Origin of the sequence: Ensifer sp. ENS08, from assembly GCF_014852195.1 — a bacterium.
Taxonomy (GTDB): Bacteria; Pseudomonadota; Alphaproteobacteria; order Rhizobiales; family Rhizobiaceae; genus Ensifer; species Ensifer adhaerens.
Map to the genome: position 1 here is coordinate 550036 of NZ_JACVBF010000002.1, position 12661 is coordinate 562696.

16 protein-coding genes are annotated in these 12661 nt (G+C 62.9%); 8 read left to right on the top strand and 8 right to left on the bottom strand.

From position 1 onward, the window contains the following. Positions 1 to 25 precede the first annotated feature (25 nt). Positions 26 to 304 (bottom strand): hypothetical protein, encoded by a 279-nt coding sequence (locus IB272_RS08300; protein ID WP_051659126.1) that lies wholly within the window; start codon positions 302 to 304, stop codon positions 26 to 28. A 112-nt stretch (positions 305 to 416) separates the two neighbouring features. On the opposite strand from IB272_RS08300, the gene IB272_RS08305 reads away from it, so the two are divergent. Both IB272_RS08305 and IB272_RS08310 read left to right on the top strand, forming a co-directional pair. Beyond that, entirely contained in the window at positions 417 to 1307 is an 891-nt protein-coding gene (locus IB272_RS08305) for a LysR substrate-binding domain-containing protein (protein ID WP_034788138.1), read from the top strand. A gap of 83 nt (positions 1308 to 1390) precedes the next feature. Beyond that, positions 1391 to 2035 (top strand): VIT1/CCC1 transporter family protein, encoded by a 645-nt coding sequence (locus IB272_RS08310; protein ID WP_060520584.1) that lies wholly within the window; start codon positions 1391 to 1393, stop codon positions 2033 to 2035. 28 nt (positions 2036 to 2063) lie between these two features. Here the strand turns inward: IB272_RS08310 and IB272_RS08315 are convergent, their stop codons facing one another. Beyond that, the gene (locus IB272_RS08315) at positions 2064 to 2720 is read right to left on the bottom strand and encodes a GntR family transcriptional regulator (RefSeq protein ID WP_060584849.1); all 657 of its coding nucleotides are present in this window, start codon (positions 2718 to 2720) and stop codon (positions 2064 to 2066) included. A gap of 292 nt (positions 2721 to 3012) precedes the next feature. Here IB272_RS08315 and IB272_RS08320 point away from each other — a divergent pair, with 292 nt between their 5' ends. From IB272_RS08320 to IB272_RS08340, 5 genes are all read left to right on the top strand, one after another. Beyond that, positions 3013 to 4437, top strand: coding sequence for a M20 family metallopeptidase (locus IB272_RS08320; RefSeq protein WP_192444311.1), 1425 nt, complete (start codon positions 3013 to 3015; stop codon positions 4435 to 4437). Positions 4438 to 4470: 33 nt separating this feature from the next. After that, a complete protein-coding gene (locus IB272_RS08325) occupies positions 4471 to 5190 on the top strand; it encodes an ABC transporter permease subunit (RefSeq protein ID WP_089044217.1) in 720 nt (239 codons plus the stop codon). After that, positions 5190 to 5912: an ABC transporter permease gene (locus tag IB272_RS08330; RefSeq protein ID WP_060584860.1), complete on the top strand. Its 723-nt coding sequence runs from the start codon at positions 5190 to 5192 to the stop codon at positions 5910 to 5912. Before IB272_RS08325 ends, IB272_RS08330 begins: the two co-directional genes overlap by 1 nt. A gap of 2 nt (positions 5913 to 5914) precedes the next feature. Continuing rightward, positions 5915 to 6691: an ATP-binding cassette domain-containing protein gene (locus IB272_RS08335; protein WP_060584861.1), complete on the top strand. Its 777-nt coding sequence runs from the start codon at positions 5915 to 5917 to the stop codon at positions 6689 to 6691. Between the two features lie 64 nt (positions 6692 to 6755). Then, a complete protein-coding gene (locus tag IB272_RS08340; RefSeq protein WP_060584863.1) occupies positions 6756 to 7613 on the top strand; it encodes a transporter substrate-binding domain-containing protein in 858 nt (285 codons plus the stop codon). Positions 7614 to 7953: 340 nt separating this feature from the next. On the opposite strand, the gene IB272_RS08345 is transcribed toward IB272_RS08340, so the two are convergent. Continuing rightward, the gene (locus IB272_RS08345) at positions 7954 to 8208 is read right to left on the bottom strand and encodes an acyl carrier protein (protein ID WP_034788158.1); all 255 of its coding nucleotides are present in this window, start codon (positions 8206 to 8208) and stop codon (positions 7954 to 7956) included. 312 nt (positions 8209 to 8520) lie between these two features. On the opposite strand from IB272_RS08345, the gene IB272_RS08350 reads away from it, so the two are divergent. Beyond that, positions 8521 to 8679: a hypothetical protein gene (locus tag IB272_RS08350; protein ID WP_162733020.1), complete on the top strand. Its 159-nt coding sequence runs from the start codon at positions 8521 to 8523 to the stop codon at positions 8677 to 8679. Positions 8680 to 8866: 187 nt separating this feature from the next. Here the strand turns inward: IB272_RS08350 and IB272_RS08355 are convergent, their stop codons facing one another. The 5 genes from IB272_RS08355 to IB272_RS08375 all read right to left on the bottom strand — a co-directional run bounded on the left by IB272_RS08355 (position 8867) and on the right by IB272_RS08375 (position 12635). Then, positions 8867 to 9184 carry a hypothetical protein gene (locus IB272_RS08355; protein ID WP_034788160.1) on the bottom strand — a complete coding sequence of 106 codons (318 nt, stop codon included), beginning with the start codon at positions 9182 to 9184 and terminating at the stop codon, positions 8867 to 8869. 199 nt (positions 9185 to 9383) lie between these two features. After that, complete coding sequence (locus IB272_RS08360; RefSeq protein ID WP_060584865.1) at positions 9384 to 9587, bottom strand: hypothetical protein; 204 nt, start codon at positions 9585 to 9587, stop codon at positions 9384 to 9386. 135 nt (positions 9588 to 9722) lie between these two features. Beyond that, a complete protein-coding gene (locus tag IB272_RS08365) occupies positions 9723 to 11795 on the bottom strand; it encodes an ASKHA domain-containing protein (protein WP_051659127.1) in 2073 nt (690 codons plus the stop codon). Positions 11796 to 11952: 157 nt separating this feature from the next. Beyond that, positions 11953 to 12285 (bottom strand): hypothetical protein, encoded by a 333-nt coding sequence (locus IB272_RS08370; RefSeq protein ID WP_060584867.1) that lies wholly within the window; start codon positions 12283 to 12285, stop codon positions 11953 to 11955. A 47-nt stretch (positions 12286 to 12332) separates the two neighbouring features. Beyond that, a complete protein-coding gene (locus IB272_RS08375; RefSeq protein ID WP_034788169.1) occupies positions 12333 to 12635 on the bottom strand; it encodes a hypothetical protein in 303 nt (100 codons plus the stop codon). Between the last annotated feature and the right edge of the window lie 26 nt (positions 12636 to 12661).

The following is a 12661-nucleotide window of genomic DNA, read 5'->3' on the forward strand; positions in this document are numbered from 1 at the left end:
CAACGAATATGTTTGATGCCTTTCATCAAACATGGTGATTGATTAGCGGGTCCGCAAACATCACGTCGTCACGGACTCTCTGTGGCAGTTTGGCGAGTTCGCGCCGGGCTTCCACCCGATTCCGCGCGATCTGTTTTTCGCGTCGTTGCCTTGCAACACCGTCGAGGACGGCGATCATTTGATTGAGGGCGTTGAGGACCATGTCGTTGCTCCTGCTATGCTCTTTTTTTACCACTGCCTGCGGCAGGCGGCTGTTACGGAGGGAACTCTTCGAAGCGGCGATAACAAGGGCTGCGGTGGACATGCGTTTCTCCTTCCTGCGTCGTCCTTGAGCTTGACTATCGGCTATTGCTGATGTTCAATCAAACGAAATGAAGTGAAGCTATCTTTCAGTTTTTTTGAATGAGGTTGACGCCATGAACATGCTGATGCGCCATGCGCTTCCGCTTCTCGAAATGGACGTGCTGAAGACTTTCATCGCGATTGCCGAGACCGGCAACTTCACCACCGCCGCCGAAACCGTCTACCGCACGCCGTCGGCTGTCTCGATGCAGATCAAGAAGCTCGAAGAGATGCTCGGCTGTACGCTGTTCCTGCGTGACGCGCGCTCGGTCACCTTGACGCCGAAGGGCGAGTTGCTGCTCGGCTTTGCCCGCCGCCTGCTGTCGCTCAACAACGAAACGGTTTCCCGCTTTCTCTTGCCGGATATGAACGGCGTCGTGCGCGTCGGCGCGCCTGAGGACGTTGGCGAGCGCATCCTGCCCGAGGTGCTGAAGCGTTTCGCCGAATCCTATCCGAACGTCACGGTCGATGTGTCGATCGGCATGAGCAACGCCATGCGCAAGAAGGTGGATGAGCACCGGCTCGATATCGCCATCTTCAACAGCCTGACCGAGGGAACGCCCCGCAATGGCGAAATTCTGATGCAGGAAAAGCTGGTCTGGGCCGGCGCAAAATGCGGCAGCGCGCATCTGAAGGATCCGCTGCCGGTGTCGATGTGGGAGGACGGCTGCGTCTGGCGGGCGGATGCGGTAGAAAAACTCGCGCGCGCCGGTCGCAAGTTCCGCATTGCGTTCCTCAGCGCCTATACCACCGGGCAGCGCGCCGCCGTGCTTGCCGGTCTCGCGATCGCGCCGCTGCCGCGTTACCTCGTCCAGGGGGAAATGGTGCAACTCGGCGAGCGCGACGGCCTGCCGGATCTCGGCCACTACAATATCGGCCTGCAGGTGATCAGCGATGCGCCGGCGCCTGTACTGGCGGTCGCCGACCATGTGCGCGACGCCTTCGCCGATCTGCAGGTCCAGTAAGGGGAGATATCGCGGTTGCGCTCTTCCCGGTCGCTGCCCGCCGCCTTCATGTCGTCCCGGCCACTTTCGTCGGGTGCCCGGCCATGAGTGAACGGTCGCGCGTCCTCGATCCGATCGACCGCCTGTCGGAGATCATCTTCGGCCTCTTGATGGCGCTGTCCTTCACGGGAACCATGAGCACGGTCACGGCCGGCGAGGGCGGCGTCAATGCCGTGCTCGTCGCCGCCCTCGGCTGCAACATCGCCTGGGGCATCGTCGACGGCGTCATGTATGTGCTGACGACGGTGGTGGAGCGTGTGCGACGGCGCGGTTTTCTCGACAGGCTCAGGTCTGAGCGGCTCGATCGCGCCCGCGAACTGTTTCTCGAAAGCCTGCCGGACGATGTGCGCCGCGTCTCTTCGCCCAAGGAAACGGAAGCGCTGCTTGTCCGGGTGAGGGCGCTCTCCGCCGACCCCCGGCACCGGGTTGTGACCGCACACGACCTTAAGGCAGCCGTCGCGATCTTTCTGCTGGTCGTCGCCTCGACGTTGCCGCCAAGCATTCCCTTCCTGCTGACGGACAATGTCGCGCTCGCCATGCGCGCCTCCAACGCCATTGCGCTCGTCATGCTCTTCGTCATCGGCGCGCGCCTCGGCCGCTACATGGGCCGAAGCCCCTGGCCGATGGCCTTTGCGATGGCTGCGATCGGCGCGGTTCTGGTGGCGGTGACGATCCTCTTTGGCGGATAACTTTCGCCCTTGAGCGACGAGGGTTCGCTCACACCTTGATCGGTGCCTGGCGGATGTGGATTTCGATCAGCCGTTTCAGTTCGGGCAGATCCCGGGCTTCCAGCGCGTCGACCATCAGGTGGTGCTCGCGGGCCGATTGCTCGATGCGGGCGCGGGTGCGCCATTGCGATACCGGGGCCGATACGGTGCGCTGGCGGATTTCGGCAACGACGTCGACGAGTTCGGAATTGCCCGAGAGCATGAGAAGGGCGCGGTGGAAGGCGAGGTTGGCGTCATAGTGCTCCATGATGGAGCCGCGAAACGACATCTCGTCGAACTGCCGGGCGAGTTGCCTCAGTTCGGCGATGGTGGCGGGCGTTGCATTGGCAACCATGCGGTCGGCGACGCCGGTTTCGAGAATCACGCGGATATCGCTGATTTCCTGCGTGCGCTGGTCGTCGAGTTCATAGACCTGGTAGCCGCGGTTGGGATTGTGCTGCACCAGCCTGCGCTGCGACAGCCGGTCGAGCGCCCGGCGCACCTCCGGCCGCGTGCAGTCGTAGCGGCGCTCCAGGTCGATCTGCTTCAGCCAGGCGCCGGCCGGCAGGGTCCCGGTCAGAATGTCGTGCAGCAGGAGGTCGGTAACGTCCTTCTTGTCCCCGGGCTTTTCCTCGGGCGCCAGCATTTCCGTCAGATCGTCGCTCATTCCTGCCTTACACTCTCTTTCCGCCTGTCACCGGCCTCTGACGCACGTTGCTGGTGCATGTCCCAGGTCCCCGGCCGTGCCTCGCATCGCCCGCCGCAGCGGAATTGGCTCCATTTTTGGAGAAACTATGATGCCGTCCTGAACAATTCAATGCGGGAGAGCGGCGTTCCCTGCCTGCCTCTCGCCGTTGTGCACATCGCTCGAAATGTTTCAGGACCCTCTTGTGTATCCAAAAATGTTATCATAAATTGGCGCCAATGCTGGTTACTATTGTTGCGGAAGTCAAGAAACGATGAAAAATGCCGATGCCGTCTGGGACCTCCTCGAAGCCAAGCGCGAGCGGTTCTTCGTGCTCAGCGACCGGGTCTGGGATACGCCGGAAACCAACTACGAGGAGTTTTCCTCGTCGGCCGAACACGCCGCACTGCTGGAGGCCGAGGGCTTTCGCGTATCGCGCGGCATCGCCGGCATGCCGACGGCGGTGATGGGCGAGGCGGGCGAGGGCGGACCGGTTATCGCCATTCTCGGCGAGTTCGATGCGCTGCCGGGCCTCAGCCAGGAGGCCGGCATTGCCGAGGAGCGGCCTCTGGTCGACGGCGGCAATGGCCATGGCTGCGGCCACAATCTGCTCGGCGCCGGCGCGATGATGGCGGCGACCGCCGTCAAGGATTACCTCACGGCCAGCGGCATCAAGGGGCGGGTGCGCTATTACGGGTGCCCGGCGGAAGAGGGCGGCTCGTCCAAGGGCTTCATGGTGCGCGCTGGCGTGTTCGACGATGTCGATATCGCGATTTCCTGGCACCCCGCACCCTTTGCCGGCGTCAACAACCCCATTTCGCTTGCCTGCAACGAGCTCGACTTCCGCTTCAGCGGCCGGGCGTCGCATGCATCGGCTGCTCCCCATCTCGGCCGCAGCGCGCTCGATGCGCTCGAACTGATGAATGTCGGCGTCAACTATCTTCGCGAACACATGCCATCGTCGGCGCGCATCCACTATGCGGTGACGGACACCGGCGGCAACGCGCCGAACGTGGTGCAGGCCCGCGCCAAGGCGCGCTATCTCGTGCGCGCCCGCAGCCTGCCGGAACTGCTCGATCTCGTGGAACGTGTCCGCAGCGTTGCCAAGGGCGCGGCGCTGATGACGGGCACCACGGTCACGGACGAGATCGTCAGCGGCGACGCCAACCTCGTCGGAAACACCCCGCTCGAAGCGCTGATGCACCGCCAGCTTGAGCATCTGGGACCGCCGCAGTTCGACGAGGATGATCGGCGGACGGCGGCAACGTTCCAGGAGACCTTTACCGGCGAGGAAATCGCCTCTGCCTTCGAGCGTTTCGGGCTCAAGCTGCGACGGGGCGTTTCGCTCTGCGACACGATCTTTCCGCCGGAAAACGGCGCCGGCACGCTTGTCGGCTCCACCGATGTCGGAACGGTGAGCTGGGTGGTGCCGACCGTGCAGATGCGCGGCGCGACCTACGCGATCGGCACGCCCGGCCATTCCTGGCAGCTGGTGGCGCAAGGCAAGCTGCCGGCTGCCCACAAGGGCATGGAGCACGCGGCCAAGGTGATGGCGAGCACGGCGGTGGAGCTCATCCTCGATCCCGCGCTCATTGCCGCCGCCAAGGCCGACCATGCCTCGCGGCTCGAGGGCACGCCCTTCGTCAATCCCATTCCTGACGATGTCGACCCGCCGATCCCCGGGGTGAGCCATGGTTAAGTCATCGATCGACAAGCGAAGGGAGGCGCTGCGATGACTGAGCCCGGTTTCCTCGACATCATCAGCTTCGGGCCGGACGGCTGGGGGCCGGCGCTTGCCGCCGGCGCCTGGATGACGATCCTGATCGCGATTGCCGGTTTTGCGATCGGCGGCCTCATCGGCACCTTCGGCGCCTGGGCGAAGATCTCCGGCGGCCCGGTCGTCCGTGGATGCGCCGAGGCCTACACGACTGTCCTTCGCGGCATTCCCGACCTCCTGGTCATCTATCTCTTCTATTTCGGCGGCAGCGCCGTGGTGACGGCCGTCGGCCAATTGTTCGGTGCGGAGGGTTTCGTCAGCTTCCCCGGTTTCATCGCCGGCGCGCTTGCGGTCGGCATCACCTCAGGCGCCCAGCAGACCGAGGTCTATCGCGGCGCCTTCCGCGCCGTGCATCCGGGCGAGTTGGAGGCGGCAACCGCCTGCGGCATGGGCCGGCTCCTCAAGTTTCGCCGCATCATTGCACCCTTGACGCTGCGTTATGCGCTGCCCGGTCTCGGCAATGTCTGGCAGGTGGTGTTGAAGGAGTCAGCACTGGTCTCGGTCACGGGTGTCGTCGAACTCTTGCGTCAGGCGCAGATCGGCGCCGGATCGACCAGCCGTCCCTTCGACTTCTTCTTCATCGCAGCCATGATCTATCTCGCGATTTCGACCGTGTCGGGCCTCGTTCTTCAGGTTACCGAGCGCCGGTTCTCGCGCGGCGTCAGGAGGGGCTGATGGATATCAAATTTGCCCTCGAAACCTTCTGGAGCTTGGCGGCGGCGCTGCCGCTGACGCTGGAGCTTGCCGCGACATCGATCGCGCTCGGCTCGGTGCTGGCTCTTGGGCTGGCGCTCTCCCGTCTGTCGGGCATTCTTGCGCTCGATCTCTTTGCCCGCACTTACGTGTTCCTGTTTCGCGGAACGCCGCTGCTCGTGCAGATCTTCCTGATCTATTACGGCCTCAGCCAGTTTCCCGCCGTCCGCCACAGCATCTTCTGGCCGCTTCTGCGCGAACCCTACTGGTGCGCCGTGCTGGCGCTGATGCTGAACACGGCCGCCTATGCGAGCGAAATCATCCGCGGCGGCCTCCTTTCGGTTCCGCACGGCCAGGTCGAGGCAGCGCGGGCCTGCGGCATGGGACGCTTCATGATCTTTCGCCGCATCGTCATGCCGCAGGCGCTGCGCCAGGCACTGCCCGGTTACGGCAACGAGATGATCTCCATGGTCAAGGCGACCTCGCTCGCCTCGATCATCACGCTGATGGAAATCACCGGCGTCGCCGCCAAGCTGATCTCGGAGAGCTACCGGGTGATCGAGGTCTTCGTCGTCGCCGGTCTCATCTATCTCGCCATCAACTTCGCGCTGACCCGGCTCGTTGCGTTTGCCGAACACCGGTTTAACCCGCAGCTGCGCGCGCCATTGCCGATCTCCGCCGAACTCAAGGGAGAAGCCCATTGAACATGTCCGCCGCCGTCACCGCACCGGTCGCGATCCGCGTGCACGACCTTCACAAGAGTTTCGGCCCGGTCGAGGTGCTGAAAGGCGTGTCGCTCGACGCGCGCGAGGGCGAGGTGATTTCCATCCTCGGATCCTCCGGCTCCGGCAAGTCGACGCTGCTTCGCTGCATCAACATGCTGGAGGTTCCGAATTCGGGCACGATCGAGGTCGCCGGCGAGGCGATCCGGCTGAAGACATCGAACGATGGGCGCAGCCGCCCGGCCGACCAGAAACAGGTGGACCGCATCCGCTCCGAACTCGGCATGGTGTTTCAGAGCTTCAATCTCTGGTCCCACAAGACCGTGCTTGAAAACGTCATCGAGGCGCCGGTGCATGTGCTGAAGCGCCCGCGCGTCGAGGCGATCGAGGAGGCCGAAGCCCTGCTTGCCAAGGTCGGCATCGCCGACAAGCGCAACCGTTATCCCTCGCATCTCTCCGGCGGCCAGCAGCAGCGCGCCGCGATCGCCCGTGCGCTTGCCATGCGCCCGAAGGCGATGCTCTTCGACGAACCGACCTCGGCGCTCGACCCGGAACTGGTCGGCGAGGTGCTGCGCGTCATGCGCGGTCTGGCGGAGGAGGGGCGCACCATGCTGGTCGTCACCCACGAGATGGGCTTTGCCCGCGACGTCTCGAGCCGCGTCGTCTTCGTACACAAGGGCACGATCGAGGAGGAGGGGCCGCCGCACGAGGTCTTCACCCATTCGAAGTCCGAACGCTTCCGCCAGTTCATCAAGAGTTGAAGCCTGTCGTGATCGGCGGGCCGAAAAACAAAGCAATCAACATCCACAAAAGGGGAATGCTGCAATGAAAAAGACCACCGCAATCATGGCATCGGCACTTGCCGTTGCCGCGGGGCTGATGTCCATGCCGGCGCAGGCCGAAGACAAGAAATGGACGAAGGTGACGATCGCCACCGAAGGTGCCTTTCCGCCCTATAACCTGACCAAGGCGGACGGCACGCTCGACGGCTACGAGATCGAGCTCAGCAAGATCCTCTGCGACCACATGAAGGTCGAATGCACCGTCATCGCGCAGTCCTTCGATGGCATAATCCCAGCGCTCAACGCCGGCAAGTTCGACGCGATCATGGCCGGCATGTCGGCCACCGAGAAGCGCAAGGAAGTCATCGACTTCTCGATGTCCTACGGCAGCACCGGCCAGGCCTTCGCGACGCTGAAGGGCGGTGATCTCGAAACGCTGCCGATGAAGGGCGAGCTCTTCTCGCTTGCCTCCAACGAGGCCGGCGCGCGCAAGGCGGTCGACGAGCTGAAGCCGCTGATCGAAGGCAAGACCATCGGCGTCCAGACCGCCTCGATCGCGGCGCGCTTCATCGACGAATATCTGAAGGACGTCGTCGAGGTGCGCGAATACAAGACGACCGAGCAGCACGATCTCGATCTCGTCGCCGGCCGCGTCGATTTCGTCATGGCGTCCATGGGCTACCTGAAGACGACCGTCGAAAAGCCCGCCAACAGCGACATGGTCATCACCGGCCCCCGCTTCCAGGGCGGCTTTCTCGGCGCCGGCAGCTCCGTTGGCCTGCGCAAGAGCGACCCCGAATTGAAGGCGCTGTTCGACGACGCAATTGCCGCTGCCAAGGCCGATGGTACCATCAAGCGCCTGTCGGAGAAGTGGTTCGGCTTCGACCTGACGCCGCAGTAATGCGGGTCGGTTCGCCCTCTCAACCAAAGCACCGCGCGTTCCGTCGAACGCGCGGTGCTTTCTGTGTTTGGAATGCCCGGCGCTTCCTCGCGCGCTTGCGAGGCGGTTGGCAGGGCTGTTTATTTAATAGCGACGCGCAGCGCGTGTGGACATCTTTCGAACACAATCGCTTCGTATAAGCCCATCTGTCGACATTTGCTTATGAGCGCTGAATGTGTTCGCCGCTCGCAACTGTCGCGTCGCTTTAGACTTTTGACCACGGATGTACTGGCACTGGTGTAAGAGCGATGGTGAGGAAGGTCGGTGCGGTTTCGCCCCGGCCTTTTTTATTGCCGGATGATCACTTCAGCGTTTTCGACGCGAGCACAAAGTCGATCAGGTCGCCGACCGTGACGAGCTTTTCGACAGAGTCGTCGGTCAGATAGATCTCGAACTCTTCCTCCACCAACATCGCCAATTGAGACACTTCGAGCGAGTCGGCGCCCAGATCCTCTTCGATCTCGGCATCGTCTTTCACTTCGGAAGCCTTCACGCCGAGCAGCTCGACGAGGATCGCCTTTACGCGTTCGGAAACATCGGATCGTGTGGGTGCCATGGATCTACTCCCTCCCTTAAAGCATAACACAAAGGGCGGTGAACGGCCGTCTAGGCCTATAGGATCATTCGCTGATTTCGTCATGATCCAAATGGGTTAGGCCATTTCGGTGAGGGAGAGCCCCTGGGTGTTTGCCAGTGCCAGACCTCGGCACCTCGGCGAACTCCTGCGATATGTCAGCGAACGCGTCGATCAGGGTGCCTGAAGGGCGGGCTCCTTGCCCGGCGCGGCCTCGGCGACGGCAGGAAGACCGGCCTGCGGCTGACGAAAAAGGGCGTCGCGCTCCTGACAACTCTGGAGCCGCACCGGCAGATGACATTCCTGGCGATCCGGAGCCTCGAGCTGGAAATCGGATATCCGGTTCTTGCGGTGCTACAGGCGCTCGGGGCGGCGCTGGAGCGGGAAGGGTTCGCGAGCCGCCTGAAGGGCCGCCCCCATCGTCAGGAGAAGGAGGCTTCCGGTGGCCGCTGAAGTCGGGACCAGAAACTGGTTCGATGCCGCAGCCACCGCCTATGCCCTGTTCCGGCCGGACTATGGTCGGTTCATGGAAGGGCTTAAGAAAACCTTCCTCGATCCAGCCTTGAGGGAGGCGCGGCAGCCACCGCGCCAAGCCCAATCCGGCGCGGCAAAGCCGCCCCGGTCACCTTCCAACGATGCCCTATTTCGTCGGAGCAGGCGTCGGCCGCACCAGCGAGACGACGCGCGGCTTCGAGGGGGCGTCCAGCCACTCGATCCACTTGTCCCGTTCCTCGGTCGTGTCGAAGAACCGCCAGAGCTTGTAGTCTTCTTCGGTGGTCTGCAGCATTTCGCCGATCGAAACGAGCTCCATCGGCAATTCCACCTCGTTGCCGTCGTAGCGAATGAAGTAGATCCCCTCGGCGGCAAGCCGGATGATCTGACCGGTGCCATAGGTGCCATCGGGATCGTCGACTGTGAAGTACATGCCGGTCAGGGTATCGAGAATTTTGTCGTTCATGGGTTCTGGATGCCAGTTTAAGGAATAGGTTTCATCAGACCGTCGCCCGCCGCCGGAATTAAGGCAAGCTGAAATCTCCAGTGTCCACATTCACCAAACAGCATAATAGCCCGATGCGCGACCAAACGAGGACTTTCGCTTGTGCGGTCGGCCGCCACGTTCATGGCGAGAGGGCGGCTGGTGCCGCCCTTCGTTTGCGTCAACCAAAGTACGATGTTTTGCCGCGCGTGAGGTTGGACCTGCCCGTGCCCGGCGTCGTGTTGGGTTTCCCGCTACCGCCCGCCAACTCTATTGCTTCAATGGCTTTGGCGGTCGGCTGATTTTCAGCGGCCCCCAGCGAACTCGCTGCGAAGGCGGAGCCGGCAAATGCGAGCGATGCCGCGACTGCGATGATGATTTTCATTGGTCTCTCCTTGGTTCAAAGCACGCGCAAAAGCGCGCCAACCTCGGCGTAGACCTGCTGTGAGAACGAAGACATACGGCGGTTGTCGTATTTCGACACGTCAGAGACTTGTGAGAGCTCGGAATGGTTACCGGACTACTCCCGGCTCCTCCTCCGCCGCCGTCCGCCGCCTTCACCGTCATCGCTACTCACCTTGCGCTCCGGCAAGGTGACCACGGTCGAAAGCTTCGGGAAGCTGTCGACCTTGTTCGGCATCGCCATGGCGTTGACGAAATGCTCCTGAAATTTTGATTCAAGCGCCGTCTCTATCTTCTCGATTTTGCTGACAGTTTGCTCGATCTCGCGGCGGTGGCCGCGGTTCAAGAGCGCCATCAGTGCGCCGGTACCGGCGGCGTTGCCGACGGCCTTTACGTCGTCGAGATCGCAGTCCGGGATGAGGCCCAGCACCATCGCATATTTGGGATCGATGAAGGAGCCGAAGGCGCCGGCAAAGCGGATGGTGTCGACGTGGTCGACGCCCTGCTTTTCCATGAGCAGCTTGATGCCGGCATAGAGCGCTGCCTTGGCGAGCTGGATGGCGCGGATGTCGTTCTGCGTCACGGTGATGCGCTGCTCACCCTCGTGCAGGAGGTAGGAGAAGGTGCGGCCGTTCGGGATGATGCGCGGGCTTTTTGCCGCCATGGCTCCATCGACGACACCGTCCTCGGAGATGATGCCGGAAAGATACATCTCGGCGACGATCTCGATGATCGCCGAGCCGCAGATGCCGGTGACGCCGACTGATGCGGCCGCCTCGGCAAAGCCTTCCTCGTCAGACCATTTTTCGACGCCGATGACGCGGAAGCGCGGCTCCAGCGTTACGGGATCGATGCGCACGCGCTCGATCGCGCCGGGGGCGGCGCGCTGGCCCGACGAAATTTCCGCACCTTCGAAGGCCGGGCCCGTGGGCGAGGAAGCGGCGACGACGCGGTCCTTGTTGCCGAGCACGATTTCGGCATTGGTGCCGACATCGACGAGCAGCATCATCTTGTCCTGGCGATAGGGCCCCTCGGCGAGGGTTGCTCCCGCCGCATCAGCGCCCACATGGCCGGCGATGCAGGGCAGCATGTAGAGGCGCGCGCCGCGGTTGACGTCGATATCGATCTCATGCGCCCAATATTGCAGCGCGCCTGACACGGCGAGCGCGAACGGCGCCTGGCCGAGTTCCGTCGGGTCGATGCCGAGGAAGAGGTGGTGCATGATCGGGTTCGCGACGAAGACCATGTCGAGAATGTCGTGGCGGTCGACTTCACCCTCGGCGCAGACCTTGCCGATGAGACCATTGACCGCCTCGCGCACGGCCTTGGTCATCGCCTCGCGGCCATCAGGATTCATCATCACATAGGAGACGCGGCTCATCAGGTCCTCGCCGAACCGGATCTGCGGGTTGGAGGCGCCGGACGAGGCGGCGATGCGACCCGAGAGCAGCGACACCAGATGCATGGCGATCGTCGTCGAGCCGATGTCACAGGCAACGCCGTAGGCCTCGTTCTTGAGGCCCGGCCACAGGCCGACGATGAAGGGGCGCGAACTATCCATGTCGCGGTGGATGGCAGCGGTGACGGCCCAGTTGCCCTTGCGCAGGATGCCTTGCACTTGCGGGATCAGGTGCGGCGCAATCAGCAGATCCTTCCAGCCCCAGTCCTTCTCCAGCATCACCTTCAGCCGGTCGAGATCGCCGAGCGGCTTGTGCATGTCGGGCTCGTCCACCTCGACATAGCAGAGCTGAACGGCGGCGTTGCGCTCGATCACCCGGTCGGTTGCGGCCTTGCGCACGACCTGGGCGTTGATGACGGTATCCTGCGGCACGTCGATGACGAGATCGCCGAGGATCTGGGCGGAACAGGAGAGGCGGCGGCCGTCGGGCAGGCCGCGGATCTTCTCGTAGCGATCTTCCTTGGCGCCCTTTTCAGAAATGTGGTCGTTGGACGAGACGATCTTGTGCTTGGCGAAGTTGCCTTCCTGCACCACGATCTGACAGCGTCCGCAGGTGGCGCGCCCGCCGCACACGCTTTCGACATAGACGCCGAGCTTGCGCGCCGCATCGAGAACCGGCGTGCCGACCGGGAAGCGGCCGCGCTTGCCCGAAGGCATGAACAGCACGAGAGGGTCCTTTTGCGCGGCTTCGGTCATGTTGGTCTCGATCTCGGAGGTACCTTCAATGCGCATGCTCTGTGGTCTTTCGTCAGGTCCGCTTCAATGGGTCAAGCGAAGCACGGGTAAACGGCTTCAGACTGCACCGGAACAATGCCCGACAGTTGTCCAATCCCGACATGGAAGCTTCTGTTTCAAACAGTTAGGCGTGGGGCACGGCGGCGCGTCAGGCTTACTTGCGCGACAGCCGCCGGGCGTTGCTGCGCACGCGCTTGCCATAGGGCCTGAGGGCTGCGGACGCAATCGCCGTTCCGTGGCCAGACGCCGTGCCGCCGGTCATCAGGCGCAAGGTGTTGTCGAAGGCGGCCTTCCAAAGGGCCATGTTCACGGCCATGACGCTTTCGGCCGTGGCGGCGATCTTCTCGGAGACCATGCGATGAAGCTCGGTCACGTCCTGGGTCTTGCCGGTGAGCGCCGCCATCTGCATCTCCTGCAGTCGGACGGCGATGACGAAGGGGGCCTCGAACCAGAGGGTGGCGGCATCCAGGCGTAGGCTGCGTGTCATGGTGATCTCCACTTTGCGTTGGCGGATGGATGAACCGACGTGCGTTGCTACGGCGCCCCGGCAAGTTTTACGACTGCGAATGTATAGGCAAGAGTCGCGGCCAGCACGGCCGAACTGCCCCAGAGGCAAGCCTTGATCACCTGCTCCTGCGGACCGAGATAGACCTTCCTGGTGACGGTGGCGATCATTATTGTTCCAAGTACGGCAGCCGTCACGATGATCACGGGCGCACCATAGGTGCGGAGCGCGGCGTAGAACCGCTGAAACTCGGCCGCATCGTCAAACAGTGTGTACCTGGCGATAACGACCAGAGGGAGAACGACGGCAAGGAGGCGCAACTGGCTTCTCATCGTCCTTCTCCCTCGAGCGTATCAGC

What these genes read in the sequence shown, in the direction of transcription:
- IB272_RS08305 (WP_034788138.1), top strand. Translation starts at nt 417, where the DNA reads ATGAACATGCTGATGCGCCATGCGCTTCCGCTTCTCGAAATGGACGTG.
- IB272_RS08300 (WP_051659126.1), bottom strand. Translation starts at nt 304, where the DNA reads ATGTCCACCGCAGCCCTTGTTATCGCCGCTTCGAAGAGTTCCCTCCGT.
- IB272_RS08320 (WP_192444311.1), top strand. Translation starts at nt 3,013, where the DNA reads ATGAAAAATGCCGATGCCGTCTGGGACCTCCTCGAAGCCAAGCGCGAG.
- IB272_RS08330 (WP_060584860.1), top strand. Translation starts at nt 5,190, where the DNA reads ATGGATATCAAATTTGCCCTCGAAACCTTCTGGAGCTTGGCGGCGGCG.
- IB272_RS08360 (WP_060584865.1), bottom strand. Translation starts at nt 9,587, where the DNA reads ATGAAAATCATCATCGCAGTCGCGGCATCGCTCGCATTTGCCGGCTCC.
- IB272_RS08355 (WP_034788160.1), bottom strand. Translation starts at nt 9,184, where the DNA reads ATGAACGACAAAATTCTCGATACCCTGACCGGCATGTACTTCACAGTC.
- IB272_RS08310 (WP_060520584.1), top strand. Translation starts at nt 1,391, where the DNA reads ATGAGTGAACGGTCGCGCGTCCTCGATCCGATCGACCGCCTGTCGGAG.
- IB272_RS08325 (WP_089044217.1), top strand. Translation starts at nt 4,471, where the DNA reads ATGACTGAGCCCGGTTTCCTCGACATCATCAGCTTCGGGCCGGACGGC.
- IB272_RS08345 (WP_034788158.1), bottom strand. Translation starts at nt 8,208, where the DNA reads ATGGCACCCACACGATCCGATGTTTCCGAACGCGTAAAGGCGATCCTC.
- IB272_RS08365 (WP_051659127.1), bottom strand. Translation starts at nt 11,795, where the DNA reads ATGCGCATTGAAGGTACCTCCGAGATCGAGACCAACATGACCGAAGCC.
- IB272_RS08315 (WP_060584849.1), bottom strand. Translation starts at nt 2,720, where the DNA reads ATGAGCGACGATCTGACGGAAATGCTGGCGCCCGAGGAAAAGCCCGGG.
- IB272_RS08375 (WP_034788169.1), bottom strand. Translation starts at nt 12,635, where the DNA reads ATGAGAAGCCAGTTGCGCCTCCTTGCCGTCGTTCTCCCTCTGGTCGTT.
- IB272_RS08350 (WP_162733020.1), top strand. Translation starts at nt 8,521, where the DNA reads ATGACATTCCTGGCGATCCGGAGCCTCGAGCTGGAAATCGGATATCCG.
- IB272_RS08335 (WP_060584861.1), top strand. Translation starts at nt 5,915, where the DNA reads ATGTCCGCCGCCGTCACCGCACCGGTCGCGATCCGCGTGCACGACCTT.
- IB272_RS08370 (WP_060584867.1), bottom strand. Translation starts at nt 12,285, where the DNA reads ATGACACGCAGCCTACGCCTGGATGCCGCCACCCTCTGGTTCGAGGCC.
- IB272_RS08340 (WP_060584863.1), top strand. Translation starts at nt 6,756, where the DNA reads ATGAAAAAGACCACCGCAATCATGGCATCGGCACTTGCCGTTGCCGCG.